Source organism: Novosphingobium sp. PC22D (assembly GCF_002556635.1).
Classification (GTDB): Bacteria; Pseudomonadota; Alphaproteobacteria; order Sphingomonadales; family Sphingomonadaceae; genus Novosphingobium.
Window position 1 is genome coordinate 108,649 of the sequence record NZ_MWMO01000007.1, and the last position, 26,631, is coordinate 135,279.

At 67.9% G+C, this 26,631-nt stretch carries 21 protein-coding genes, 1 tRNA gene and 1 pseudogene; 21 read left to right on the top strand and 2 right to left on the bottom strand.

Going from position 1 to position 26,631, the window contains the following annotated elements:
* The 3 genes from B2G71_RS12460 (at position 1) to B2G71_RS12470 (ending at position 2,771) form a co-directional block, all read left to right on the top strand.
* Entirely contained in the window at positions 1-1,284 is a 1,284-nt protein-coding gene (locus B2G71_RS12460) for a cytochrome b/b6 (RefSeq protein ID WP_098106199.1), read from the top strand.
* Between the two features lie 27 nt (positions 1,285-1,311).
* Positions 1,312-2,157: a cytochrome c1 gene (locus B2G71_RS12465; protein ID WP_098106203.1), complete on the top strand. Its 846-nt coding sequence runs from the start codon at positions 1,312-1,314 to the stop codon at positions 2,155-2,157.
* Positions 2,158-2,234: 77 nt separating this feature from the next.
* On the top strand, positions 2,235-2,771 hold the full coding sequence (locus B2G71_RS12470; RefSeq protein WP_098106207.1) for an adenine phosphoribosyltransferase: 537 nt from the start codon (positions 2,235-2,237) through the stop codon (positions 2,769-2,771).
* Positions 2,772-3,000: 229 nt separating this feature from the next.
* Here B2G71_RS12470 and B2G71_RS12475 read toward each other — a convergent pair whose 3' ends face one another.
* Entirely contained in the window at positions 3,001-4,383 is a 1,383-nt protein-coding gene (locus B2G71_RS12475; protein WP_240530139.1) for a malonyl-CoA decarboxylase, read from the bottom strand.
* Between the two features lie 181 nt (positions 4,384-4,564).
* On the opposite strand from B2G71_RS12475, the gene B2G71_RS12480 reads away from it, so the two are divergent.
* The 11 genes and pseudogenes from B2G71_RS12480 to B2G71_RS12530 all read left to right on the top strand — a co-directional run bounded on the left by B2G71_RS12480 (position 4,565) and on the right by B2G71_RS12530 (position 15,751).
* Positions 4,565-4,638: transfer RNA gene (locus B2G71_RS12480), tRNA-Gly, on the top strand.
* Positions 4,639-4,795: 157 nt separating this feature from the next.
* A pseudogene (locus B2G71_RS12485) lies at positions 4,796-6,050 on the top strand (integrase arm-type DNA-binding domain-containing protein).
* 137 nt (positions 6,051-6,187) lie between these two features.
* Entirely contained in the window at positions 6,188-6,727 is a 540-nt protein-coding gene (locus tag B2G71_RS12490) for a thermostable hemolysin (RefSeq protein ID WP_098106210.1), read from the top strand.
* Positions 6,724-8,784, top strand: coding sequence for an AMP-binding protein (locus B2G71_RS12495; protein WP_098106214.1), 2,061 nt, complete (start codon positions 6,724-6,726; stop codon positions 8,782-8,784). The genes B2G71_RS12490 and B2G71_RS12495 overlap by 4 nt, the downstream gene beginning before the upstream one ends.
* A complete protein-coding gene (locus tag B2G71_RS12500) occupies positions 8,771-9,544 on the top strand; it encodes an SDR family NAD(P)-dependent oxidoreductase (protein ID WP_098106218.1) in 774 nt (257 codons plus the stop codon). The genes B2G71_RS12495 and B2G71_RS12500 overlap by 14 nt, the downstream gene beginning before the upstream one ends.
* Positions 9,545-9,548: 4 nt before the next feature.
* Entirely contained in the window at positions 9,549-10,193 is a 645-nt protein-coding gene (locus B2G71_RS12505) for a tetratricopeptide repeat protein (RefSeq protein ID WP_240530140.1), read from the top strand.
* Positions 10,194-10,202: 9 nt separating this feature from the next.
* Positions 10,203-10,817, top strand: coding sequence for a class I SAM-dependent methyltransferase (locus B2G71_RS12510; protein ID WP_240530141.1), 615 nt, complete (start codon positions 10,203-10,205; stop codon positions 10,815-10,817).
* A 21-nt stretch (positions 10,818-10,838) separates the two neighbouring features.
* Positions 10,839-11,456, top strand: coding sequence for a sigma-70 family RNA polymerase sigma factor (locus tag B2G71_RS12515; protein WP_098106419.1), 618 nt, complete (start codon positions 10,839-10,841; stop codon positions 11,454-11,456).
* Positions 11,453-12,421: a FecR domain-containing protein gene (locus tag B2G71_RS12520; RefSeq protein WP_141521566.1), complete on the top strand. Its 969-nt coding sequence runs from the start codon at positions 11,453-11,455 to the stop codon at positions 12,419-12,421. Before B2G71_RS12515 ends, B2G71_RS12520 begins: the two co-directional genes overlap by 4 nt.
* Positions 12,402-14,690, top strand: a complete 2,289-nt coding sequence (locus B2G71_RS12525; protein WP_240530142.1) for a TonB-dependent receptor — start codon at positions 12,402-12,404, stop codon at positions 14,688-14,690. Before B2G71_RS12520 ends, B2G71_RS12525 begins: the two co-directional genes overlap by 20 nt.
* A 131-nt stretch (positions 14,691-14,821) precedes the next feature.
* Positions 14,822-15,751, top strand: coding sequence for a TIGR03619 family F420-dependent LLM class oxidoreductase (locus B2G71_RS12530; RefSeq protein WP_168176353.1), 930 nt, complete (start codon positions 14,822-14,824; stop codon positions 15,749-15,751).
* Here B2G71_RS12530 and B2G71_RS12535 read toward each other — a convergent pair.
* Positions 15,748-17,763 (bottom strand): S9 family peptidase, encoded by a 2,016-nt coding sequence (locus B2G71_RS12535; RefSeq protein WP_168176354.1) that lies wholly within the window; start codon positions 17,761-17,763, stop codon positions 15,748-15,750. The genes B2G71_RS12530 and B2G71_RS12535 overlap by 4 nt on opposite strands.
* A gap of 299 nt (positions 17,764-18,062) precedes the next feature.
* Between B2G71_RS12535 and B2G71_RS12540 the strand changes: the two genes are divergently transcribed.
* The 7 genes from B2G71_RS12540 (at position 18,063) to B2G71_RS12570 (ending at position 26,609) form a co-directional block, all read left to right on the top strand.
* Entirely contained in the window at positions 18,063-18,641 is a 579-nt protein-coding gene (locus B2G71_RS12540; protein ID WP_098106425.1) for an ANTAR domain-containing protein, read from the top strand.
* Positions 18,638-19,846 (top strand): CmpA/NrtA family ABC transporter substrate-binding protein, encoded by a 1,209-nt coding sequence (locus tag B2G71_RS12545; RefSeq protein WP_098106229.1) that lies wholly within the window; start codon positions 18,638-18,640, stop codon positions 19,844-19,846. The genes B2G71_RS12540 and B2G71_RS12545 overlap by 4 nt, the downstream gene beginning before the upstream one ends.
* Positions 19,847-20,068: 222 nt before the next feature.
* Complete coding sequence (locus B2G71_RS12550) at positions 20,069-21,496, top strand: CmpA/NrtA family ABC transporter substrate-binding protein (protein ID WP_098106427.1); 1,428 nt, start codon at positions 20,069-20,071, stop codon at positions 21,494-21,496.
* Between the two features lie 43 nt (positions 21,497-21,539).
* Positions 21,540-22,583 (top strand): ABC transporter permease, encoded by a 1,044-nt coding sequence (locus B2G71_RS12555; RefSeq protein WP_098106234.1) that lies wholly within the window; start codon positions 21,540-21,542, stop codon positions 22,581-22,583.
* Positions 22,584-22,608: 25 nt separating this feature from the next.
* Complete coding sequence (locus B2G71_RS12560; RefSeq protein WP_098106236.1) at positions 22,609-24,315, top strand: nitrate ABC transporter ATP-binding protein; 1,707 nt, start codon at positions 22,609-22,611, stop codon at positions 24,313-24,315.
* Positions 24,316-24,509: 194 nt separating this feature from the next.
* Positions 24,510-25,742, top strand: coding sequence for an alginate export family protein (locus B2G71_RS12565; protein ID WP_098106240.1), 1,233 nt, complete (start codon positions 24,510-24,512; stop codon positions 25,740-25,742).
* Between the two features lie 33 nt (positions 25,743-25,775).
* The gene (locus tag B2G71_RS12570; protein WP_098106242.1) at positions 25,776-26,609 is read left to right on the top strand and encodes a formate/nitrite transporter family protein; all 834 of its coding nucleotides are present in this window, start codon (positions 25,776-25,778) and stop codon (positions 26,607-26,609) included.
* Positions 26,610-26,631 lie beyond the last annotated feature (22 nt).

Below are 26,631 nucleotides of genomic sequence, written 5' to 3' on the forward strand. Positions count from 1 at the left end.
ATGAGCTTTCCCTGGGCCAAGGAATACACGCCGTCCCATCCCTTCATGAAGTGGGTGGACGAGAAGCTGCCGCTGCCGCGCCTCGTCTACAACTCGGTGGGCACGGGCTACCCGGTTCCGCGTAACCTCAACTATTTCTGGAACTTCGGGTTCCTCGCGATCGTGTGCCTCGCGCTGCAGATCGTGACCGGCATCGTGCTCGCCATGCACTACGCCGCGAACCAGACGGTGGCGTTCGATTCGGTCGAGCACATCATGCGCGACGTGAACTGGGGCTGGATGCTGCGCTACGCACACGCCAATGGCGCCTCGGCCTTCTTCGTGGTGATCTACATCCACATCTTCCGCGGCTTTTTCTACGGTTCCTACAAGGCGCCGCGCGAGATGGTGTGGCTGCTGGGCGTCGTCATCTTCCTGCTGATGATGGCCACCGCGTTCATGGGCTACGTGCTCCCCTGGGGCCAGATGAGCTTCTGGGGCGCCAAGGTCATCACCGGCCTGTTCTCCGCGATCCCGCTGGTCGGCGAGCCGCTGCAGCAGTGGCTGCTCGGCGGCTTCGCGCCCGATAATGCCGCGCTCAACCGCTTCTTCTCGCTGCACTACCTGCTGCCTTTCGTGATCGTCGGCGTGGTCGTGCTGCACATCTGGGCGCTGCACATCCCCGGGTCGAGCAATCCGACCGGCGTCGAGGTCAAGACCGAGAGCGACACCGTTCCGTTCTATCCCTACTACATCGCCAAGGACGGCTGGTTCATCGGCCTCGCCGCGCTGCTCTACTGCGTGATGCTGTTCTTCTTCCCGAACGCGCTCGGCCACCCGGACAACTACATTCCGGCCAACCCGATGAGCACGCCGGCGCACATCGTTCCCGAATGGTACTTCTGGCCGTTCTACGCGATCCTGCGCGCCTTCACCTCGGACTTCTTCTTCATTCCGGCCAAGCTGATGGGCGTGCTCGCCATGTTCGGCGCGATCCTCGTGTGGTTCGTCCTGCCCTGGCTCGACAAGTCGCCGGTGCGCTCGGGTTCGTATCGCCCGATGTTCAGGAAGTTCTTCTGGTTCGGTCTCATCCCGGCGATGGCGGTGCTGTTTTATTGCGGCGGCGCCCCGGCCGAGGAACCCTACGTGATGCTGAGCCAGATCGCGGCGCTCTACTACTTCGCGCACTTCCTCATCGTCCTGCCGGTTCTCTCGGCGATCGAGCGACCGAGCCCGCTGCCCTATTCGATCACCGAGGCCGTTCTCGGTCACGATGACAGCGCCACCCTGGCTCCGGCCGAGTAAGACACAGCAAGACGGAAAGACGTAGCCATGGCACGCATCATCTCCATCCTCGTCGGGCTGTTCTTCACGATCGCGCTGCTGTGGTCGTTCGGCAACGGCGCCTATATCGCGATCACCGAGCCCGCCCCGGCGACCGCGGAGCACGAGTTCCACCGCCATCCCAAGGCCGTGCATTTCGCCAGCGACGGCGCTTTCGGCAAGTTCGACCGCCAGCAGCTCCAGCGCGGCTTCCAGGTCTACAAGGAAGTTTGCTCCGCGTGCCACGGGCTGAGCCACGTCGCGTTCCGTGACCTCACCCAGATCGGCTACTCGGACGCCGAGGTGAAGGCCATCGCGGCGGGCTTCCAGGTTCCGGGGATCGATCCGGTCACCGGCGAGGACGCGCTGCGCCCCGGCATGCCGACCGACTACTTCCCCAAGCCTTTCGCCAACGACGTCGCCGCGCGCGCCGCGAACAACAACGCGGTCCCGCCCGATCTCTCGCTGATGACCAAGGCGCGGCACAACGGCGGCCCCTACGTCTACTCGCTGCTGACCGGCTTCCAGGACCAGCCCGTCGAGCTCCTGAAGGAGTTCCCCGAGGCCAAGACGCCGGCCGGGCTTCACTACAATCCCTACTTCGCGAACCTGAACCTCGCGATGGCCCCGCCGCTGACCGCCGAAGGCCAGGTCTCTTACAGTGACGGCACCAAGGCGACGGTCGACCAGATGGCCAAGGACGTGTCGGCCTTCCTGATCTGGACCGCCGAGCCCAAGCTCGAGAAGCGCAAGCAGACCGGCTGGCCGGTGCTCGGCTTCCTGCTCTTCGCGACGGTGCTGGGCTACATGTCCTACCGCACGATCTGGGCCGGCAAGAAAAAGAAGAAGGCCTGAACGATCCTTCGCACGAGCGACAATCGGCGCCCCTCCATCCCCGCGATGGCAGGGGCGCCTTGCATTTGGAGCCGGGGGTGACCGAGGACGAACTGAAGGCCCTCGTTCGGGCCGTTCCCGATTTTCCCAAGCCCGGGATCATGTTCCGCGACATCACTACGCTGATCGGCAACGGCCCTGGCCTCGCAGCCGCCGTGCGTCTGCTCGCCGATCGCGCCGAGGCGGCCGGGGCCGATCTCATCGCGGGGATCGAGGCGCGCGGCTTCATCTTCGGCGCCGCGGTCGCGAGCCGGCTGGGGCTCGGCTGCGTGCCGGTGCGCAAGCCGGGCAAGCTGCCCGTCCCGGTGCTCGCGATCGATTACGCGCTCGAATACGGCACCGACACGCTCGAGGTCGATCCCGACGCGGTCGGCGATGGCCGCAAGGTCGTCCTCATCGATGATCTCATCGCCACCGGCGGCACCGCCCACGCCGCCGCGCAGCTTTTGCGCCGCGCCGGCGGAGTGGTCGAGACCGCGCTCTTCGCCATCGACCTGCCCGACCTTGGCGGTGCCGACAAGCTGCGCGCCGATGGCGTTGCGGTCGATGCGCTCATGCGCTTCGCGGGAGACTGACGGCGCGCGAAGCGCCGCGAGGCGGCCGGGATGGGCTCGTCGAGCCGAAGTTCGGTCCGATCATGTCGATCGCCATTGCGTCAATCCGGGCCTTTTGGCTGCTGGTCATGATGACCAAACCCGCCTGCGATCGCGCGGCTGTCGGCGGTCACCGACGATCGAGCCGCCACCGCGAACCTCGCTCATCGCAAACCGCCGCTCATGCCGACCGTGGCCTTCGGGCGGGCGCTCAAGCCGCGACAGGGTCCTTCGCCGGGCTGTCCTTGCCCTTGCCCTTACCCTTGCCCTTGTCCGGCGCGTCGCCTTTCTTCGCCTCGGCCTCGTCGACCAGCGTTTGCACCGCCTTCGAGGTCGCCACGGTGCCGATTTCGTTCAGCGCGAAGTGGTTCGCCTCGATCTCGCCCAGGTCGTAGACGTAGTTGACCATGACCCCGTGCGCCTGACGCTGGCCGTTCTCGGACAAGTCGGCGTTGGCGTGGATCGCCTCGAGCCGCGCGCCGTTGCCGAGGTGGAAGCGCGCGACGGGGTCCTTCGGCTGGCCGCCTCGGCCCTTGGCGGTGACGAGGTACTGCGCGGCAAGCGCGCGCAGATCCTTGGCCCCGGGAACCCGAGCGGCGTCGCCCTGCTCCTTGGCGAGCCACTTGGCGAAACCGGGCACCGGCGAAAGCGTCGCGAAAGTCTTGAGGTGCGGCAACTCCTCGCGCAGCAGGCCGACCACGCGCTTGATCAGATAGTTGCCGAAGGGAATTCCGCGCAGGCCCGTGCGGCAGTTGTTGATCGAATAGAAGATCGCGCACGAGGCGTCGCGCGGCTCGGTCACGGTGCGTTCCTCGGCGATGATCTGGTGGATGCCGCTGGGCAGCGACTCGGTCAGCGCGACTTCGACGAAGATCAGCGGATCGTCCATCATCTGCGGATGAAAGAAGCCGTAGCAGCGCCGGTCGACCGGCTCCACCCGGCGGCGCAAGTCCCCCCAGCCGTGGATCTCGTGCACGGCTTCGTAGCGGATGATGCGCTCGAGCAGTGAGGCGGGCGAGTCCCAGCCGATTCGGCGAAGTTCGAGGAAGCCGGCGTTGAACCAGGTCGTGAACGCGCTTTCCATCTCGCGATCGAAGGCGCTGATGCCGGGCGAGCCCTTCGGCGCGGAGAGCAAGTCTTCGCGCATGTCGATCAGCCGCTGGGTGCCCTGCGGCGCGAGATTGAGCAGGCGGATCAGCTTCTGGCTGGGCGATTCGGTCGCTTCGTTGAGCGCGCGCGCGCCATCTTCGTCGCGCTTGGCCTGCCACTGGGCGATAGCCTTGTCGATCGCCTCGGCGTCGGCCGGGTGCAGATCGTGGATCTTGGCGAGAAATTCGTGCCGGGCGGCGGTGTCGCTGGCCTCGTAGAGGTCGAAGAAGGCCGAGGCGAGCGCCGGGCCCGAAGCGCGGCCGCGCAGCGACAGCAGCGCATCGGCGAGATCGAGCAGGCTCTCGCCGCTCGCCGGCCGCGGCGCGACGCCGATGCCGCGCAGCAGCTTGCCGAGCCCGGATGTCATGAGCAGGTCGAGCGCGCTTCTCCTGCGGGCGACCGGCTGGCTCGAATTGCGCACCTTGCCTTTTGTGCTGGCGTTCATGCTTGCTGGGTTCCTCGATCTGCGGCCTCTCGGGCCGATGCCACGAATCGCATCCTAGCATGATCCGAACGATTGCGCCTTGCCGTCTACCGGGCCACGGGCACGGATCGCCGGTGCGCGATGCAATTGAGCGATTGACGAGCGACCGGCGCTCGTGGCAAGCGCTACCGGCTCACGGCAAGCGGGTATAGCTTAGTGGTAAAGCCCTAGCCTTCCAAGCTAGTTATGCGGGTTCGATTCCCGCTACCCGCTCCATCTTCCCGTCCAGCCGCGTCCGTATCTGGCTGGACATCCCTCTAAAATCCACGGTATTCAGAGGCATATCAGGCCGCACTCGTTCACCCGCGTCCATATCTAGCCGCCCACCGATGGGGGTATGATGTGCGGCGCTGGGGGTATGCGAGGGCAAGCCATGGCGCTGAAAGACGTTGCAATTCGACAGGCGAAACCGGCGGCGAAGCAATACAAGCTCGCCGATGGGGCGGGCCTCTATCTGCTTGTGACGCCAGCGGGCGGAGAGCTCTGGCGGCTGAAATACCGCTTGGCTGGCAAGAAAAGCTGGCGGCCTTCGGTGCCTATCCCGAAGTGAGCCTTGCCGACGCCCGCAAGCGCCGGGACGAGGCGCGAGAGCAAATCGCCGCAAACAAAGAGCCGTCGCGGGAGAAACGGCGGGCGAAGGTCCGCCAGCGGGCAGAGGCGATGAACACCTTTGCCGTCATCTCTGCCGAGTATTGCGCCAAGCGGAAAAGGACGGGCAGGACGGCTGGGCACCTGCCACGGCCAAGCGGAGCGAATACCTGCTGTCCCGCTTGAATGCCGCCCTGGGCAGCCTGCCGATAGGCGAGATCGAACCTGCCGACATTCTGGCCGCCGTCCGCAAGATCGAAGCCAAGGGGACGCTGGAGAGCGCCCGCCGGACATTGCAGCTTGCGGGCATGGTGTTCCGCTATGCGGTGGCGACGGCGCGGCTGGCCTCCGATCCTACCCGCGATCTGCGCGGGGCACGGCAACGCCCAAGGTGACGCACTACGCGGCCATCCTTGAGCCGGTGAAGGGGGGGGAGCTGCTGCGCGCCACAGACGGCTATGAAAGCCTCGGGCTTACCCGGCTGGCACTGCAACTGGCTCCCCCATGTCTTTGTGCGGCCCGGTGAGCTGCGCCATGCCCGATGGGATGAAATCGACCTGGACGGGGCGCTCTGGACCATCCCAGCCGAGAAAACCAAGATGCGGAAGGATCACCGCGTTCCATTGTCCCGGCAGGCCGTGGCGATCCTGCGAGAGATTCACGCCCTCACCGGCCCGGCTGGCTATGTCTTTCCCTCTGTCCGCACCCGTGCCCGCCCCATGAGCGAGAACACGTTGAATGCCGGGCTGCGGCGGCTGGGCTACGCCAGCGACGAGATGACCGCCCACGGGTTCCGGGCCATGGCCGCAACGCTGCTGAACGAAAGCGGCAAGTGGCACCCGGATGCCATCGAGCGGGCACTTGCCCATGGCGATGCTGACAAGGTGCGGGCCGCCTACACGCGAGGTGCTTACTGGCAGGAACGGGTGGAAATAGCCCAATGGTGGAGCGACCATCTCGATACACTGCGCAAGGGCGCGGACGTTGTTCCGATCAATCGTGCGAAGGGGAAAGGGAAAAATGAACCTCGATGGCCGTGATCGAACAAGAGCAGGTCTGCCTCGGTTCCGTCAGAACGAACGCCGGTTGGGCGGCGGCTGATCGCAAAAGTCATTCCCGGCTGAGGATTTGTCGGGGCCGCGGAGTCTTGCGTCCACAGCAAGGAGCCGCGCACCAAATGGACCTCGATCGAAAGCTGGTTCGCGACCGATACGCCGGGATCTTCGGCGCCGCGGTCGAACCTCATTTCCGCGAATTTCTCAGCCGGAGCGGCAGCGAGGGCCCGACCGCCGTGCTCGGCTATGCCCGCGCCGGCGCGGAGCCGCTGTTCCTCGAGCGCTATCTGGACGAGCCGGTCGAGCGGCTGGTCGGGGCTGCTTTCGGACGGCCGATCGCACGCGACCAGATCGTCGAACTGGGCAACCTTGCGGCCTGCAACGGCTGGGCGCTGGTGCGGCTTTGGGGCGAGGCGGCCAACGATCTGGGCGGCGCCATGGAATTCGCCGTGGCCACGTTGACCGCGCCGCTCAGGGATATGTTCCGGCGCATGGGCATTCCCGTCATGCCGCTGGCCCGGGCCACCGCGGATCGCGCCGGCAGCGCCGGGTGGGGGGACTATTACCAGACCGACCCGCTGGTCTGCGCGGGGCGCATCGCCGAAGGGCAGGCAGCGATCCTGCGCTTCCTCGCTGGCCGCCGCGCGCGAGCCGCCGCGTGACGGCGCTGGCCGCGGCGCTGCGCCGCCATGCCGCCGCCGGTCCCGAGCGCATCTGCCTCGATCCCGTGGGCGGGCCGCCGGTGACCTACGCGCGCCTGCTTGCCGATGCCGGCGCACTGGCGGACCGGCTCAGGGACGCGCTCGATCCCGGCTCGCCCGTCGCGGTTCGGCTGGACCATGGGACCAGCGAAGTGCTGCTCGAGCTGGCCTTGCTCGACGCCGGCATTCCGGTGCTTTCACTGCCCTCGTTCTTCACGCCGGAGCAGGCATCGCGGGCGATGGCGGTGAGCGGCGTCCAGGCGATCTTCGAGGGACCCGACCCCTGTGACTTCGCGCGGCGGCAGCTCCCGTCAGCGATGCTGCCCGAGGACACCGCGCGGATCACCTTCACCTCGGGCTCGACCGGCGATCCCAAGGGCCTGTGCCTCTCGGCGGATCACATGCTCCAGGTTGCCGCCAGCGTGGTTGAAGCCGTCGGCGCGCGCCATGCCGGGCGCCACCTCGCCCTGCTGCCCCCGGGCGTCTTGCTGGAAACCGTTGCGGGTCTGTTCGCAACGCTCCTGGCAGGCGGGACTTATGTATGCCCCTCGCAGGGTCTCGCCGGTCTTGCCGATCCGTTCCGGCCCGACTTCGGAGCGATGCTCGACGGGATCGAGCGCTGGAAGATCACCTCGCTGATCCTCGTGCCGGAATATCTCGCGGGGCTGGTGCAGGCGATCGAGGCGAGTGGCCGCCGCCTGCCCGCCCTGACGATCGTCGCGGTCGGCGGCGCCCGCGTGCCGCCAGCGCTGGTGCGGCGCGCCCGCGCGCTCGGGCTGCCGGTGCGCCAAGGCTACGGCATGACCGAGTTCGGCTCGGTCGTGGCGCTCGAAGAGGAACTGCCGGGCGAGGCCGGATCGGCCGGCCGGCCGTTGCCGCATGTGACCGCCCGGATCGCCGCCGATGGCGAGATCCTGCTTACCGGGCAGCGCTACCTCGGGGCGATCGGCGAGCCGGCCTCGCCTGCCGGGGAGTTCGCGACCGGCGATCTGGGACGGCTCGATGCGCAAGGCCGCCTCTGGATCGAAGGACGCAAATCGAACCTGATCGTCACCAGCCATGGCCGCAACGTCTCGCCAGAGTGGGTCGAGGAAGCGCTGCTGTTCCAGCCAGAGGTCGCGCAGGCGATGGTCCACGGCGACGGCCTGCCGCGCCCAGCCGCGCTGTTGGTCCCGGCCGATCCGAACGCCGATCTCGAAGCGGCGGTCCGGCGCGCCAACGCGCGTCTGCCGGCCTATGCCCAGGTCGGCGCGTGGCGGGAAGTCGCCCACTTCACGCCGATGAACGGCCAGCTCACCGCGAACGGCCGGTTGCGGCGCCGGGTCATCGCCGAATGCTGGCTGGACGAGCCGCTTGGCTTCTTCAGGCAGCTCGAGGCCGGGACGGTGCGCGAGCGGCTGCGTTTCCTTTCGGTGCCGCAAGTCCGGGCCGGGCTTGCCGGCGCCATCACCGTCGGCACTTATCGCGCCTATCTGGCGCAGGCCTGGCACCATGTGCGGCACACCGTTCCCCTGATGCGCGAGGCGCGGGCCCGGCTGACCGACCGGCCCGAGCTGGTCGCCGCGCTCGACGAATACATTGCCGAGGAAATCGGTCACGACGAGTGGATCCTGTCCGACATAAGGGCGGCCGGCGGTGATGCCGAAGCGGTTCGGGCCAGCGAGCCGGCTCCGGCGACGGCGGCCATGATCGGGCATGCCTATGACCGGATCAGGAACGGCAATCCCGTCTCCTTCTTCGGCATGGTCTATGTGCTCGAAAGCGTCAGCGTCGCGCTGGCGCAGCGCGGGGCGAGCGCGGTCGCCGAAAGCCTGGGGCTGCCGCCCGAGGCCTTCACTTACCTGACTTCTCACGGCGGGCTCGACCAGGAACATCTCGGCTTCTTCGCCTGCCTCGTCGACGCGCTCGAGCGCCGCGAAGACCGCGACGCCATCGTGGCGATGGCGCGCGACATGTTCGGACTGTTCGGCGGCGTATTCGCGGGTCTCGAGCTGGAGGCGCTCGATGTCGCCGCTTGACGGGAAAAGCGTCGCCATCACCGGCGCGGCGGGCGGGCTCGGCGCGCCGGTCGCGCGGATGCTGCGCGCGGCCGGAGCGCATGTAACGGGAATCGACCGCGCGGAGTGCATGGACTGCGACGCCAGCATCGTCACCGATCTCGCCGATGACACATGCCTGCACGAACTGGCGGAGCGCCTCGCGGCGCGGACTCCCGACGTCCTCGTCAATGTCGCCGGGATCATGCGGTTCGGACTGCATGAGAGCCAGCCCGACGAGGCGCTGGCGCTGTGCTATCGCGTGAACCTTGTCGTTCCGGCGATCCTCGCCCGGGCGGTCGCGGCACCGATGCAGGCCCGCGGCAGCGGGCAGATCGTCAACATCGGTTCGGTGCTCGGATCAATTCCCTATCCGTGGTTCGCCGCCTATTCGAGCAGCAAGGCCGGGCTCGCCGCGCTCAGCCAGGCGCTGCGCCGCGAGCTGGCGGGCACGGGCGTCACCGTGACCCACGTCAATCCTCGCGCGGCCAAGACCCCGTTCAACAACGCGCAGGTCAACCGCTTCCTCGAGATCACCGGCATGAAAGCCGATGAGCCGGACTGGGTCGCCCGGCGGATCGCATCGGCCATCCTGGGGCGCCGCGAAACCGTGTCGATCGGTTTCATGGAGCGCATCTACGCCGCGCTCAACGCGGTCTCGCCGCGCCTGATCGACACGGGTCTCGCCGCGCAGGTGCGCCGCGCCCGAGCCGAATTTTCCGGACAAATGGAAGGAGCCTGAAGCCATGAAAATTCTCAATCCGCGCAAGCTCGTCATCATCGCGGCGCTTTTCGCGGCGACGCCTGGCACGGCCTTCGCCGCCATGAGCGACGAGGTCCAGGCAATCAACGACGGCTGGGCGCACATCGCCTATGAAGTGAAGGGATCGAGCACGCAGACCAAGGCGCTCGACAAGCTTGCCAGGGATGCCGCGGCGCTCGTCGCGCGCTATCCGGGCAAGGCCGAACCGCTGCTGTGGCAGGGCATCGTCACCAGTGAGCAGGCCAATCGCGCCAACTTCTTCCACCAGCTTGGTCTGGCGAAAAAGGCCCGCGCCCTGCTTGCCAAGGCCTATGCCATCGATCCCAAGGTGGCCAGGGGCGGCGCGGCGATGAGCCTGGGCGTGCTCTACTACAAGGTTCCCGGATCGCCGATCGGGTTCGGTGACAGCGAGAAGGCCGGTCAGTTGCTCAAGGAAGCGCTGGCGCTCGATCCCAACGGCTTGGATGCCAATTACTTCTATGCCGATTACCTCTACGACCAGGGCAACAAGGCCGGGGCGAGAAGCTATGCGCAGAAGGCGTTGCACGCCGCGCACGATCCCTCGCGCCCGGCCTGGGACGTGGGCCGCCGCCGCGAAGTCCGTGCCCTCCTCGCCAAGATCGGCTGATCGGCGATCGTGGGCTTTTCGGGAGTGCTTGCCGGACAGCTTGCCCATCCGGGCGGGATCGGCGGACAATGGCTCGGCAAGGCGATGGACCTCGCCAATCGCGGGCTGACCCGCCGGGCGGTGGAGATGCTCGCTCCCCAGGGGGGCGAGGCGGTCCTCGATGCCGGATGCGGCACGGGCATCGCCCTGGCGCGGGTCCGCAAGGCCGCGCAATGCCGGATCGCCGGTCTCGATCCGTCGCGCGCGATGGTGCGGATGGCGCGGCGGCGGCTGGGCGGGTCGGTCGACCTGCGCAACCGCCGGATCGAGGACGAGGCATTCCCGCCGGAAAGTTTCGACGCGATCCTGGCGCTCAATGTGCTGTATTTCGCCGGCGAGGAGGCGGTCATGCCGTGCGCACTCTATCGCATGCTGCGGCCGGGCGGCCGGCTGGTGGCCTATGTCACCGCCCGCGAGACGATGGAACGCTGGCGCTTTGCCCGCGCCGGATACCACAGGCTCTACGACGAGGGCGAACTCGCGCGGCTGCTGTGCGAGGGCGGCTTCGCGGCCGGGCGGGTGACCATTCGCCGGGAAAATGTCGGCGCCGGGGCCATCGGCCTTTTCGCCTATGCGACGCGCTGAGCCGGAGGTATGGTTGCCGGCATGACGCTTGGGCGCGAGAGTGGCGGCGCGGCGGGCCTCGCCGCGCTGCTGGTGCAACTACAGCCCGAATTGCTGCGCTTCCTGACCGCGCGCTGCGGCGATCCCGACGAAGCGCAGGATCTGTTGCAGGACTTGTGGCTGAAACTCGAAGAGATCGAGACCGGTCCCATCGCCAATGGCCGCGCTTATCTATACCGCATGGCCGGCAATCTGGTGCTCGACCGGGTGCGGGGGCGCCGCCGGGCGATGGCGCGCGATCGCAGATGGATCGATGCCGACGGCGGGGCGGGCGTCGCACCGGTCGACCGGCCCGACCCGGCTCCGCCGGCGGACGAAGCGCTGGTCGAAAAGGAAGAGTCCGCGGTGCTGGCCAAGGCCATAGAGGACTTGCCCGCGGGCGCGCGCCGCGCGTTGCGGCTTTACCGCTTCGAAGACCGCAGGCAGTCGGAAATCGCCGAGATCATGGGCATCAGCCGCAGCGGCGTGGAAAAGCACCTCGCGCTGGCCATGAGACACTTGCGCGATGCCCTGTCCGACTGCGGATTCTTCGGCGCGGCGGCATCTCACCGGCAGCAACAATCGCGCGGCGGGGGCTCGCGACGGGACAAGCGGACATGAACAGGGACGATGACACAATCCTCGAACGCGCGGCCGCCTGGCACATCGCCAGCGAGCGCGACGACATGGACTGGGCCGGCTTCACCGCATGGCTGGCGGCCGACCCGCGCCATCGCCGCGCCTACGACGAGATCGCGCTGACCGACGCGGCGCTGGCCGAGTATGTGTCCGCGCCCGCGCCGCCGGTCGCCGAAAGCCATCTCGCCGACGAAGCGGCGAACGACACGGGCGATGCCGTGCCGGCGATGCGCGCGCGCCGCTGGTGGTCTTGGGGAGGGGCGGTGATCGCCGCCTCGCTGGCGGCGCTGGCGATCGTGCCCCGCTTGCGCGGGCCCGAGCCGCAGATCTACGCCACTGGCGCGGCGGCGCGCGAGGTCGTCATGGCCGATGGCTCGAAGATCGAGCTCGCGCCGCACAGCCGCCTGGCGGTCGAGGGGGAGGAGCGGGCGCAACTGGCGCTGGAAGGCGGGGCCTGGTTCGAGATCCGCCACGATCCCTCGCGCCCGATGACGATCCGGGCGGGCGACGTCACCGTCACCGACATCGGCACCAGCTTCGATATCCAGGTGGCGGCGGGCCGGGTCCGGGTGGAAGTGGCGCAGGGCGAAGTCTCGGTCGGAGCCGAGCGGCTGGACCGGCCGGTGCGGCTGACGGCCGGGCGCGGCCTGCGGTATGACGGCAAGGCCGGGAGCGCGGTGGTCGCGCCGGTCGCAGAGCGCGACCTCGGCGAATGGCGCGAAGGCCGCCTGACATTCGACATGGCGCCCCTGCCTATGGTGGCGGCCGATCTGTCACGCTATGCGAACGTGAGGGTGGATCTCGCGAAAGGGATGGAAAATCGCACGTTCTCGGGCACTTTGGCGCTTGATGACGGAGAAGCCGCGGTGCGCGATCTCGCGCAGGTCATGGGGCTGGCCCTGGTGCGTGACGGCGATGGCTATCGCCTTGGCCCCCCTCCCGGCTGAGGCGCGCGACACCCGCCGTATCGATATTCCCGCCGCGACCTTGCCGGCCGCGATTGCCGAACTCTCGCGCGAGGCGGGGGTTTCGATCGGGGCCGAAGGCAGCCTGCCGAGCATTCGCACGCCCGAGGTGCGCGGCCGGATGAGCGTGGCCGAGGCGCTGAAACGCCTGCTGCGCGATTCGGGCTATGTCGCGCGCCGCGTCGGCGCGCGGGCCTGGCGGATCGAACGGCGCTCCCGAGGCGCGGCATCCCCCGCCCCTCGCCTGTCGGGCCCGCACCCCGCCGAGGCGGCCCCGACCATTCCGATCGTCGTGACCGCAAGCAAGCGCGAGCTGCGGCTCGACGAATTGCCCATGGCCGTCTCGGTGGCCGACTTCGGCGCGCATCGGATCGCCAGCGCGGCAGACGGCAGCGCCTCGGTCGCCGAAATCACCGAGGGACTCGCGCTCAGCGGTCTGGGGCCGGGGCGTAACCGCATGTTTCTGCGCGGCGTGGCCGACAGCCCGTTCAACGGCGAAAGCCAGTCGACCGTGGCCGTGGTGCTCGACGAGAGCCGCGTGACTTATGCGGCCCCCGACCCCGACCTGCGGCTGGTCGATGTCGAGCGGGTCGAAGTGCTCAAGGGGCCGCAGGGTTCGCTCTACGGCACCGGCGCGCTGGGCGGAATCTACCGCGTGGTCACGCGAAAGCCGCAGTTCGACGGCGCCAGCCTCACCGTCTCGGCTGGCGGCGAGGCGGTGGCGACCGGCGGCCTCGGCCATTCGCTGACGCTCGTCGCCAATGTGCCGCTGGTGCCGCAGACCGCGGCCTTGCGGCTGGTCGGATACTCGGCGCGCGACGCCGGATGGATCGAGACCGGCGAGCGGGCGGACAGCAATGCGACGAACGTGATCGGCGCGCGCGCGACGGTGGGGGTCGCGCTTGGCGGCGGCTGGGAGGCGCAGCTTGGCGGGCTGGTGCAGTTGCTCGATTCGCGGGACACGCAATACGTCTATGAACCCTTCGAGCGCGAACGGCCCGCGCAGCTACCCGAACCGCACGACAACGATCTGCGGCACGCCGCGTTGCGGCTTTCCGGCAGCCTGGGCAGCACGCGCATCATGGCCTCCAGCGGCTACACGTCGCACGAAGTCGCCGACGTGCTCGACGCCACGATCGGCGCGGCGCAATTCGGCCTGCCCGATCCGCGCCGCTTCATCGACGATCACGCCTTCCGCGTATGGGACAGCGAATTGCGCGCCAACGGGCACTGGGGCGGCTTCGAGTGGTTGCTCGGCCTGTCGCATCTCAAGGCGCGCCAGACCTTTCTGGTTACGCTCGAAGGCGCCGCAACGCGCGCGCCGCTGACGCTCGACGAGGATCGCCGCAAGAGCACCGACAGCGCGCTGTTCGGGGACATTTCGCTGCCGCTCGGCCCGGGTCTTCGGATCGAGGCCGGAGCGCGGCTGTTCGACAGCAGCATCGTCGAGAGCCGCATCACCGACCTCGGGCTGGTATCGCGCGAACTGACCAAGCGCGGCGTGACCCCGGCGGTCTCGCTCGCGTGGAAACCGCAAGACGGCCGCCTGCTGTTCGTCCGCTATGGCTCCGCCTTCCGCCCGGGCGGGGCGGACATTGCCGGCGACGGCACCGTGGAGCCGCTCCGCAGCGACGAACTGGCGACGATCGAGGCGGGCTGGCGCGAACGTTTCGCGGGCGGCGGAACCATCGAGTTGGGCGCCTACTATTCGCGGTGGGAGAATATCCAGTCCGATGTCCTGCAACCCGACGGACTGCTGGAAAGCGCGAATGTCGGCGATGGCGAGATCGTCGGGATCGAGGCGACCGGCCGTCTCCCGCTGGGGGAGGGATGGCGGATCGATGCCGGGGCTGGTTTCACGCATGCCGTGCTGGTGAACCGACCGACCGGGCTCGGCCCGGAGCACCGCCATTTGCCGGTCGTCCCCGAATATACCTTGCGTGCGGGCCTGGTGCGCGGGTTCACGCTCGGCGGGGAGCCGGCGAACATCGCCTTGCGCCTGCGCTATCTGGGGCCGGCGCGGTTGAGCTTCGATCCGGGCGTGGACCGTCCGATGGGCAAGGTTCTCGAAAGCAGCCTGAGCGGCCGCGCCCGGTTGCTGGGAATGGACGTCGAGCTGGAAATCGAGAACCTGTTCGACCGCCGGTCGGACACCTTCGCCTACGGCAATCAGTTGCGCTTCTCCTCGACCGAGCAGTTCACGCCGCAGACACCGCTCACTGCACGACTGACCCTCCAGAAGAGCTTCTGAACGCCCCTTGCGCGAGCGCCCGCTGCGCCTTTGAAGCTCTTCGGACCGAGCGATGCGCTTGGTCTTTCGCGATGCCGCCGGTTTCTGTACCACCGGCGCGCCCCACTCCGATCAAGACTGGATCCTGCCTGATGCAATTTGCCCTGAACCTTCCGCTCGCACGGTTCCTTCCTGCCCCCGACCCGGGCGCGGTGATCGACCGGCTTGCCACGGCGTTCGAGCAGGCGGGGATCGATGCGGCGCTGATGTCCGAGCATCCGGCGCCCTCGGCCGAGTGGATTCGCACCGATCCCGCCGCCCACCACAGCCTCGATCCGCTCATGGCCCTCGGGATGGTCGCCGCGCGGTCCAAACGGCTTCGCGTGTTCACCAATATTCTCGTCCTGCCCTACCGCAATCCGCTGCTGCTCGCGAAGATGGCGGGGACCTTGCAGATCCTTTCGGACGGCCGCCTCATGCTCGGCGTCGGGACCGGGTACATGAAGGAAGAGTTCGAAGCGCTCGGCGTCGACCCGCGCGAGCGCGGCGCGCTGACCGACGAGGCGATCGAGACGCTGCGCGAAGCCTGGTCGGGCGAGCCCGTCGTGCGCAAGGGGCGGCATTTCAACGCCGTGGGCAACGACATGCGCCCGGTTCCGGCCACGCCGCCGCCGATCTGGGTCGGCGGCGGCAGCGACAAGGCGCTCGAACGCGCGGCGAAACTGGGTGACGGCTGGGCGCCCTATTTCACCGTGCCGACCAACGACCCGGTGGTGCGCCGCTCGGCGGTCGTCTCGATGGAGCATTTCGCCCAGAAGGTGGAGCAGCTCCATGCCATGCGCGCCGATCTGGGCCGCGGCGGCGGTTTCGACCTTTCGGTCGCGCCGCCCTTCCGCCCCAAGGTCGCCGACCGGCCGAGCGCCGAACAGTTTCGCGAGGAAGTGGAGCAACTGCGCGCGCATGGCGTGACCTGGATCTGGACCTCGCTCCCGGCGACTTCGGTGGAGCAGTACGCCGACATCGTCGCCTGGTTCGGCGAGGAGATCGTCGCCCCGCTACGGACGGGGTGGGTCGCCGCCTAGGGCAGCGCCAGCGCCGAGCGCAGGAAGGCGTCGCTTTCGCCGAGCATGCGCGTGCGCGCGCCGGCATCGAGCAGGTAATGGTCGAGATCGGGGAATTCGACGTAGGTCACCGGCTTGCCCGCCTGCCTGAGCTGCCTGTCCATGAACCGGCTCTCCTCGACGTCGACGTTCTGGTCGTATTCGCCGTGGAACAGCAGCACCGGCGCCTTGATTCGATCGGCGTTGCGCGCGGGCGAGCCCTGGCGGACGTGCGGCCCCTCGCCGATCATCATCTCGGCCAGGCGATTGTTGGTGTAGGCGTTCGCCTCGTCGCGCAGCATCGCGAGGTCGGTCACCGGCGCGATGGCGACGACCGCCTTGAACAGCTCGGGATCGAGCACCGCGCTCTGCAGCGCCGCGTAGCCGCCATAGGACCAGCCGACCACCGCCAGCTTGCCCGGCGCGGCGATGCCCTCGGAGACGAGCCAGCGTCCGGCGTCGGTGACGTCGCCGATGGCGGTGCGCCAGGACTGGAAGCCGTTCTTCTGGAACCAGTCGGTGCCGAATCCGGCCGAGCCCCGATACTGCGGCTGCAGCACCGCGTAGCCGCGCGCGGCGTAGAATTGCACGAGCCAGTCGAAGCCCCACTCGTCGCGCGCCGAGGGGCCGCCGTGCGGCATGACGATGGCGGGCAGGCCCTTGCCCGGGGAGCCCGCCGGGAGCGTGAGGTAGGCCGGGATCATCGTCCCGTCGGCGGCGCGGTATTGCACCGAGCGCATCGGCGCGAGCTTCAGCCCGTCGAGTTCGACGCGCAGCGGCAGCACCGCCTCCAGCTTGTGCGTGGCCTTGTCGTAGACATAGGTCATGCCCGGATCGACGTCGCTCTGCGTTGCCAGGAGCAGCCGCTGCTCGTCGGCGCTCGCGTCGATGAACTCGATCAGCGGATCGCCCGGCAAGGCCTTGCCGAGCGCTGCGGCCAGCGTTTTCAGCTCGGGGTCGAAGAATTCGATGAAGCGCCTGTCGGTCGCGTACGTGACGCCGACGACGCGATCGTTCCGTCCGATCGTCAGCAGCCCGTCGATGTCAATGTCGTCACGGCCGGCGATCTTGGTCTTGGTCAGCTTCTCGTCAAGCGAGATAGCATAGAGCGCGCGGTGTCCATTGTCGGAATCGAACCCGTAAACGAGGTTCTTGTCGGCATCGACCGCGAGCGGCTCGAAGCCGGTGGTCAGGCTTCCGTCGTACGCGCTCCGGGCCAGCGGGTCCCAGCGGTCCGAGCCGGGCAGGCGGTAGTAGAACTGCTCCTTCCCGTTGAGAAAGCCGAGCGCGTCGTACTTCGCGGCGCCCATCACGCGCACCTTGCCGCGCCCGTCGGAGATGTAGGAGGAGGCGTCGCGCCGCCCTTTCTCGACGGTCCGGCGGCGCCCGGTGGCGGTGTCGACCAGTTCGACGCCATAGCCCTCGTCGGTCTTGGCGGTCAGCGTCCCGATCGTGCTTTCGGGGACGAAGACGCGGGTCATCAGCACCGCGTTCCGGTCACCCGCGATGTCACGATCGATCACCGTCCCGCCGCTCTGGGCGATGCCCAGCGAGCGGAACGACGACCGTGCCGATAGCAGCTTCAGGTTGCTGCCGTCCGCGTCGATCGCGAAGGTCCGGTTCAGCGTGAGATAGGGGCGCACGTTGGTGCGGTGGAAAATCACCGTGCACAAGAGGCGCTCGTCGGTCAGCCACGAGCATCGCCAGAGACGCCCGTCCTTGCGCGGGATGCCGGTGACCGTCGTGGGTCTGCCACCGGCGACGAGATCGACCACGAACAGCAAGGTCCCGTCCGCCGAGGGCCCGATGTAGGCGGCCTTCCTGCCCGAAGGCGAAAGACTCATCTGCATCACGTTCTCGAGCGCGCCGAAGCGCTCGGCCAGCGAGCGGTCCGGCTGGGCCGCCTGCGCCGCCCCGCCCGTCACTACGGACCAGGCAAACAAGCACGATGCGACCAGGATCGAAACGGAGCGCCGCGGCGAAGATATGGTCATGTGTACCTGTGGGTTTGGGCTCGGAAGACCGCGCTACGATAACCAAAGAGAGCCTATCAATAGGTATATTTGGCAAGTCGATCGATCTATCGAACGCCCTTGGTACCGGGGCGCGACTGTCCGCCGGGCTCGATTTGGCGTTATGGACCCGTGCCGCCGTCGCGAAATCCTCACCGTGATTGCCGGAAAAGCGATGGCAAGCCGGTGTGCGCGAACTTCCGCTTGCCGCCGCGGCGGTTTCGACCACGGCTTCCGAGCTTTTCGTTGCATCGGATCGTGCTGCAACGCACAAGAGTGCCATGCGCGTCGCTGTCATCGATGAAAGCGCCTCCCGCGCCGCGGTGATTCGCGAAGGGCTGAGCACGGTGGACGACTGCGAAGTCTTCGTGCTCACCGAAAGGCGCGGGCTGATCGCGCGGATCGCCCAGATCGAACCCGATATCGTATTGATGGACCTGGGCAATCCCTCGCGCGACGTGCTCGAGGAGTACTTTGCCGTCAGCCGCGCGCTCGACCGGCCGATCGCCATGTTCGTCGACGAATCCGACGACGAATCGATCGTCGCCTCGGTGGAGGCGGGCGTATCATCCTACGTCGTCAACGGACTGGCGCCGCAGCGGATACGGCCGATTCTCGATCTCGCGGTGACGCGCTTCAACGCCTTTTCGCGGTTGCAGCGCGACCTCGCCGACGCCAAGGGCAAGCTCGCCGAGCGCGAGATCGTCGACAAGGCCAAGCGCATCCTGATGGATTCGCGGGGCTTGCCCGAGCCCAAGGCCTATGCAGAACTGCGCAGCACCGCGATGAACCAGGGCAAGCGGATTGCCGAGATCGCCGAGGCCATCGTTACCGCACACCGCCTGATGGGAGGGACATGACCACAGAGCTGACCGTCGGCTTCCTGCCGCTCGTCGATGCGTGCCTGCCGATCCTCGCGGCCGAGCACGGCTTCGCCGAGGACGAGGGCATCGCGCTCAGGCTGGTGAAGGACATGAGCTGGGCGACGGTGCTCGACCGCCTGCTCTACGGCCATTCCGACGCGGCGCATATGGTCGCGCCGCTCGCCATCGCGACGACGCTGGGGCGCGGACGGCCCGCGCAGCCGCTGGCGGTGCCCTTCGTGCTCGGCCTCAACGGCAACGCGGTCACGCTGCGGCCCGAACTGGCGAAGGCGGTGCGGCCCGGAGGCGGGATCGGCGAGCCGGCGGCGGTGGGCGCGGCGCTCAAGCGCATCGCGGACCGGCGCAAGGCCGAGGCGGAACCGCTGCGCTTCGGCGTCGTCCACCGCTATTCGAGCCACAACTACATGCTGCGCTACTGGCTCGCGGCCTGCGGCATCCGGCCCGACGCGGACGTCGAGATCAGCACCGTGCCGCCGCCGTTCTGCGCCGATGCGCTGGCGCAGGGTGAGGTCGACGGCATCTGCGTGGGCGAGCCGTGGAACTCGGTCGCGGTCGAACAGGGCGCGGGCGAGATCGTGCTCGCCACCGCCCAGATCTGGCGGCGCGGCGTCGAAAAGGTGCTGGCGCTGCGCGAGCCGGTGCTCGATGCCAAGCGCGAGGCGATCGAGCGCTTGCTGCGCGCCTTGTGCCGCGCCGCGGCGCACTTCGTCGATCCCGAGAACTTCGAACGGAACGCCGCGATCCTCGCCCGGGCGGAATATATCGACGGCGATCCCGTGCTCATCCGCCGGGCGATTTCGGACCGCATGCTCGTGGCCAAGGGCGGCGAGCTCGTCCACTATCCCGATTTCATGTTCCAGTACCGCGAGGCGGCGACCTTTCCCTGGGTGAGCCAGGCCGAATGGCTCTATACCCAGATGGTGCGCTGGGACGGCACGCCGTTCGATGCCCAGGAAGCCGCGCGCGCCGCCCGCGTGTTCCGTCCCGACGTCTACCGCAGTGCGCTCGCCGGGACCGGAGAGCCGCTCCCGGGCGCGAGTTCGAAAGTCGAGGGCAGCCTTGCCGAGCGCACCGTCGTCGGGGCCCAGCAAGGCTCCATCATATTGGAACCGAACCGGTTTTTCGATGGAATGGTGTTCGATCCGGAGCAGATCGAAAGCTACGTCAAAGCGCTCGGCTGAGCGCAATCGGCTGCTGCATCGCAAAAAGAGCTTTACGCGCCGACCCCGAATCACTTAGAAGGAGCCATCGCCAACCGCTCGGTGCCCAAGGAAGGGTCGCCTCGAGAGCGGAAGCGATCTTCGTGAAATCATGTGGCAACGTCGCCGCCCGAACTGACCTCCACAGGGTCAGCGTCGAGGCGGCTTTTTTGCGTTCGCCACCAGCAGATGGGATCGGACGACATGGGTACGGATCGGGGCAACGGTTTCAAGCGGCGCGGTGTCGTCGCGGCGCTGCTGGTGAGCGTGGCGCTCGCCGGGTGCGGCAGCAAGGGCGGCGGCGCGGACGGCGAGGCGGCCAAGGCCTCGGCCGCGCCGGGCGGTATCGAAAAGCCCGTGCTCAAGCTCGGCTTCATCAAGCTCACCGACATGGCGCCGCTCGCGATCGCCAAGGAGAAGGGGTTCTTCCAGCAAGAGGGCCTCAACGTCACGCTCGAGCCGCAGGCGAACTGGAAAGTTCTGCTCGACGGGGTGATCGGCGGCCAGCTCGACGGCGCGCACATGCTCGCCGGCCAGCCGATCGCGGCGACGCTGGGCTACGGCACCAAGGCCGAGCTGATCGCGCCGCTCAGCCTCGATCTCAACGGCAACGCGATCACCGTCTCGAACAAGGTCTGGAACCAGATCAAGGGCGACCTGCCCATGGAAGGCGGCAAGCCGAAGCACCCGATCAGCGCCGCCGCGCTCAAGCCGGTGGTCGCCAGCTTCAAGCAGCAGGGCAAGCCCTTCAAGATGGGCATGGTCTTTCCCGTCTCGACGCACAATTACGAGCTGCGCTACTGGCTTGCGGCGGGCGGACTGAACCCGGGCTACTACACGCCGGGAGACGTCGCCGGCACCGTCGATGCCGACGTCCAGCTCTCGGTCACGCCGCCGCCGCAGATGCCCGCCACGCTGGAGGCCGGCACGATCGAGGGCTATTGCGTCGGCGAGCCGTGGAACCAGGCCGCGGTGCAGAAGAAGATCGGCGTGCCGGTGATCACCGACAACGAGATCTGGCGCGACAATCCCGAGAAGGTCTTCTCGATCCGCAAGGACTTCGCCGAGAAATATCCGGGCACGACCGCGGCCATGCTGCGCGCGATCATCAAGGCGCAGCAATGGCTCGATGCCGACAACGGCGCGAACCGGGCGGAAGCGGTCAAGATCCTGTCGCAGCCCAACTACGTCGGCGCCGACGAGGCGGTGATCGCCGCCTCGATGACCGGCAAGTTCACCTTCGAGCCGGGCGACACCCGCCCCGCGCCGGGCTTCAACATCTTCTTCGACAAGCACGCGGGCTATCCGTTCTACTCGGACGCGATCTGGTACATGACCCAGATGCGCCGCTGGGGCCAGATCCCCGAGGACCACGACGATGCCTGGTACATCGCGCAGGCCAAGGCGGTCTATCGCCCCGACCTCTACCTCGCCGCGGCCAAGGGCCTCGTCGACAGGAAGGTGATCCCCGCGGCCGCGATTCCCGAGACCGACGGCTTCAAGCCGGTCGACAACGGCTTCATGGACGGCGTGCCCTTCGACGGCCGCAAGCCCAACGCCTATATCCAGTCGCTCAAGATCGGCCTCAAGCAGGGCCAGAAGGTCACCGCTTCGGGCGTGACCGGCGGCTGACCATTCGCAGCGAATGACCACCAGTTCCCAAGGGAGACCCTCGATGGCCACCGCCTACGCAGACATCGCCGAAGACGCACGCGCCAAGGACCCGCGCGACGAAGCCGAAACCCATGCCGCGTCGCCCGAACCGGCCGGCGCCACGCGCGCCTCGCCGGCGGCGCCGGCCTGGAACATGCAAGCCTTCGTCGGCCGGTTCGGGATCAGCCTGCTGGCGCCGGTGATCGGCGTCCTCGTCTTCCTCGGGGCCTGGGCCGCGCTCGCGCCCAGCGTCGACACCTCGCTCGGCGCGCTGCCGGGGCCGGTCGAAGTGGCCGAGCAGGGTGTCTCGCTGTTCGAGGAATGGCAGGCGTCGAACGAGGCCAAGGCCCAGTTCTATGCCGAACAGGACGCGCGCATCGCGGCGGGTACGCAGACGATGGCGTTCGATTATGCGGGGCCGCCGACCTTCCTCGACCAGGTGATCACCTCGCTCGAGACCGTGGCGCTCGGCTTTGTCCTGGCGACGGTGGTGGCGGTGCCGCTGGGGCTCGCCGCCGGTCTTTCGCCGCTGTTCAACGCCGCGATCAATCCAATCGTCCAGATCATGAAGCCGGTCAGCCCGCTCGCGTGGCTGCCGATCGTGACCATGGTCATCTCGGCGATGATCGACAGCGCCGACCCGCTCTTGCCCAAGGCCTTCGTGATCTCGGCGCTGGTGGTGATGCTCTGCTCGCTCTGGCCGACGCTGATCAACACCGCCGTCGGCACCGCCTCGATCGACAAGGACCTGCTCAACGTCGGCCGCGTGCTCAAGCTCAATACGTTCCAGAAGCTGACCAAGCTCGTCCTGCCTTCGTCGCTGCCCTACATCTTCACCGGGATGCGCCTCTCGCTGGGCGTGGGCTGGATGGTGCTGATCGCGGCCGAGATGCTCGCGCAGAACCCGGGCCTCGGAAAATTCGTGTGGGACGAGTTCCAGAACGGCTCGAGCCAGTCGCTCGCCCGGATCATGTTCGCGGTGATCGTGATCGGCCTGATCGGCTTCGCGCTCGACCGCATCATGATGGCGCTGCAGGGCCTCGTCAGCCGCAACCGCACCATCTGACCCAGCGACATACAGGAGACCGGACATGGCCAGCATCCTTTCGCTCAAGGGCGTGACCAAGGCCTATACCTCGAAGCTGGGAGGCAAGACCGGCGGCGTCACCGAGGTTCTCGGCGGCATCGACCTGGACGTGGAAGAGGGCGAGTTCATCGCGATCCTCGGCTTCTCGGGCGCGGGCAAGACCACCCTGATCTCGACGATCGCGGGGCTGGTCGAACCCGATGCCGGCGAGATCCTGCTCAAGGGCCAGCCGATCGACGGCCCCGGCAAGGACCGCGGCCTCGTGTTCCAGTCGTACTCGCTGTTCCCGTGGCTCACGGTGAAGCAGAACGTCGCGCTCGCGGTGGAGGCGGTGCACAAGGATCGCAGCGCGAGCGAGCGCGCGGCGCTGATCGAGCAGAAGGTCAGGCTCGTGGGCCTCGGCCATGCGATGGACCGCAAGCCCGCGCAGCTTTCGGGCGGCATGCGCCAGCGCGTCTCGGTCGCCCGGGCGCTGGCGATGGAGCCCGAGATCCTTCTGCTCGACGAGCCGCTCTCCGCGCTCGACGCGCTCACCCGCGCCAAGCTGCAGGACGAGATCGAGCGCATTCGCAAGGAGGAGGGACGCACGATCCTGCTCGTCACCAACGACGTCGACGAGGCGCTGTTGCTCGCCGATCGCGTCGCGGTGCTGACCCCGGCGCCTTCCGCGCGGATCGGCCAGATCTACGAAGTCGACGTACCGCGCCCGCGCGAGCGCGAGGCGATGAACGACGACGTGCGCTTCCAGGCGCTGCGCAAGCGCATCGTCGACTACCTCGGGCAACTCAACGCGGCGGGCACGGTGGGCGAAAGCGCGGTGGACCTGCCCAACGTCGTGCCGCTCGACCTGCAGGCCGGCGCTTCGCAGGCGCGGCTGCCCGAGGCCTACGTCAAGGCCGGGCAGTCGGCGGTCGAGCGGCGCTATCTGGAGTTCTTCAAGCTCGACAAGGTCTACCCCACGCCCAAGGGGCCGCTGACCGTGGTCGAGGACTTCAACCTCTTGATGGACAAGGGCGAATTCGTCTCGCTGATCGGCCACTCGGGCTGCGGCAAGTCGACCGTGCTGACCATGGCGGCGGGGTTGAACGAGATCAGCCGGGGCGGCATCGTCCTCGACAACCGCGAGATCAGCGCGGCCGGGCCGGACAAGGCGGTGGTGTTCCAGGCCCCCAGCCTCATGCCCTGGCTTACCGCGCGCCAGAACGTGTCGCTCGGCGTTGAACGCGTCTATCCCCACGCGGGCAAGGCCGAGCGGCGCGACATCGTAGACTACTATCTCGACCGGGTCGGCCTGGGCGATGCCAAGGACAAGCTCGCGGCCGAGATGTCGAACGGCATGCGCCAGCGCGTGGGCATCGCGCGCGCCTTCGCGCTTTCGCCCCGGCTGCTGCTGCTCGACGAGCCTTTCGGCATGCTCGACAGCCTGACCCGCTGGGACCTCCAGGACGTGCTGGTCGAGACCTGGAACCGCACCAAGGTCACGGCGATCATGGTCACGCATGACGTCGACGAGGCGATCCTGCTCGCCGACCGGGTGGTGATGATGACCAACGGGCCCAACGCCACGATCGGCAAGGTGCTGAAGGTCGACCTGCCGCGCCCGCGCGACCGCAAGGCGCTGCTCGAGGACCCGCAGTTCTACCAATACCGGCAGGAAGTGCTCCACTTCCTCGCCGAATACGATCACGGACCAGCCGCGAAGGCGGCCTGATCGTCCCACCTGGCGGGCCCTCGAAGAGGGCAGTCCCGGCGCAAAGGGGAACCGGGACCGACCGCGCAATGAACCGGCCGGACGGCGGGAGCGTCCGGCATCACCGCGACAGGCAATGGCGTCTGTCTTCCGTCCCCTCGCGGGACATGCGGCCACCTGCCGGACGGGCGGGGCCGAGAGGGAGGCATATGCACATGAATTCGAACCTGATCCGCGCGCTCGCCGCATCGACCATCGCCACGGCGGCCGCGCTCGCCGCGCCCGCCGCCGCCGCCAAGGCCGGCGATCCGGTCGCCATCGGCGACGGCGTCACGCTTGATCCGATCATCGACGGCCTGCTGCGCTACGAGCACGTCGCGCAGGACAACGCGCTCAAGGATGCCGACGCGCTGACCTTGCGCATCCGCGCCGGAGTCGAGCTCAAGGCGGGCGCCTTCGCGCTGCTCGCCGAAGCCAACGGCAACCTCGCGCTGGTCGACAACTACAACGACACGGTCCCCGGCAACGGCGTGGAGCCCTATTCGGTGGTCGCCGATCCCGATGACGTCGACCTCAACCGGCTGCAGGTCCAGTACACGAGCAAGCCCGCGACGGTCACGCTCGGCCGCCAGCGGATCAACCTCGACGACCAGCGCTTCGTCGGCGCGGTCGGCTGGCGCCAGAACGAGCAGACTTTCGATGCCGTGCGCGGCGAGTTCAAGGTGGGCCCGGTCGCGCTCGATGCGACCTATGCGCTCGCGCAGAACACGGTATTCGGCTTCGAGAGCCCGAACAAGCGCTTCAAGGGCGACTTCGTCTTCCTCGACGGCGGCCTCGACGTGAAGATCGCCAAGGTGAAGGCCTTCGCCTACCTGCTCGACTACGATGATCGCGCCGCCTTCTCGAGCCAGACTTACGGCCTGCTCGCCAGCGGCAGCCTGCCGCTGGGCGACGCCTTCAAGGTCAGCTTCCTCGCCAGCTACGCGCACCAGAGCGACTATCAGGCGAACCCCGTCGACTATTCTGCGGACTACCTGCATGGCGAATTCGGCGCCTCTGTCGCGGGCTTCGGCCTGACCGCGGGCTACGAGGAACTCGGCAGCGACGGCGGCGTGGCCGCGTTCCAGACGCCGCTCGCCACGCTGCACAAGTTCAACGGCTTCGCCGACCTGTTCCTCACCACCCCGGCGACGGGCCTGCGCGACTACTACGGCGGGATCGGCAAGGGCCTCGGCGACGTGGGGCCGCTCAAGGGCCTCAAGGCCGGCGTCACCTACCACGAGTTCGACAGCGACTTCGGCGGCATCGACTACGGCAGCGAATGGGACGCGGTGCTCTCGTTCAAGGTCGGCAACTACGCCGTGCTGCTCAAGTACGCGAACTATGATGCCAAGGACTTCGCCGTCGATACCGAGAAATTCTGGCTGCAGTTCGGCTTTTCATACTGAGTTACCCGGAAGGGCAAGGAAGGAGTACACGCAATGTCATACGTAGCACCTGCCGATTTCGTCGTGAAACTGATCGACGCCGGCGAATCCAAGATCAAGATGAGCACCCGCGACACGCTGATCCGCGCCTACATGGCCGGCGCGACGCTCGCGCTCGCCGCCGCCTTCGCGGTGACGATCAACGTCCAGACCGGCCAGCCGCTCGCGGGCGCGATCCTCTTCCCGGTCGGCTTCTGCATGCTCTACCTGCTGGGCTACGACCTTCTGACCGGGGTCTTCGTGCTGTGCCCGCTCGCGGTCTGGGACAAGCGGCCCGGCTGTGGCTGGGGCGGCGTGCTGCGCAACTGGGGCCTGGTGTTCACCGGCAACTTCGCCGGCGCGCTCACCACAGCGGTGCTGATGGCGATCTACTGGACCTACGGCTTCGCGGACGAGGTCAACGAGGTCGGACAGAAATTCGCGACGATGGGCGAGAAGCGCACCGTGGGCTACGCCGCGTTCGGCGCGGCGGGCTGGCTCACGATCTTCGTGCGCGCGATGCTGTGCAACTGGATGGTCTCGACCGGGGTCGTCGGCGCGCAGATCTCCACTTCGGTGACGGGCAAGGTCGTCGCCATGTGGATGCCGATCATGCTGTTCTTCTACATGGTCTTCGAGCATTCGATCGTGAACATGTTCCTGTTCCCGACCGGCCTGATGCTCGGCGGCAACTTCACCATTGGCGACTATCTGGTCTGGAACGAGATCCCGGTGGTGCTGGGCAACCTCGTCGGCGGCCTGACCTTCACCGGGTTGATGCTCTACGCCACGCACGCGCGCACGCTGGCGCCCCGCGGCGAGCCGGTGAAGATCAAGCTCGCCGCCTGAGCCACGAGGGCTTCTTGCGGGG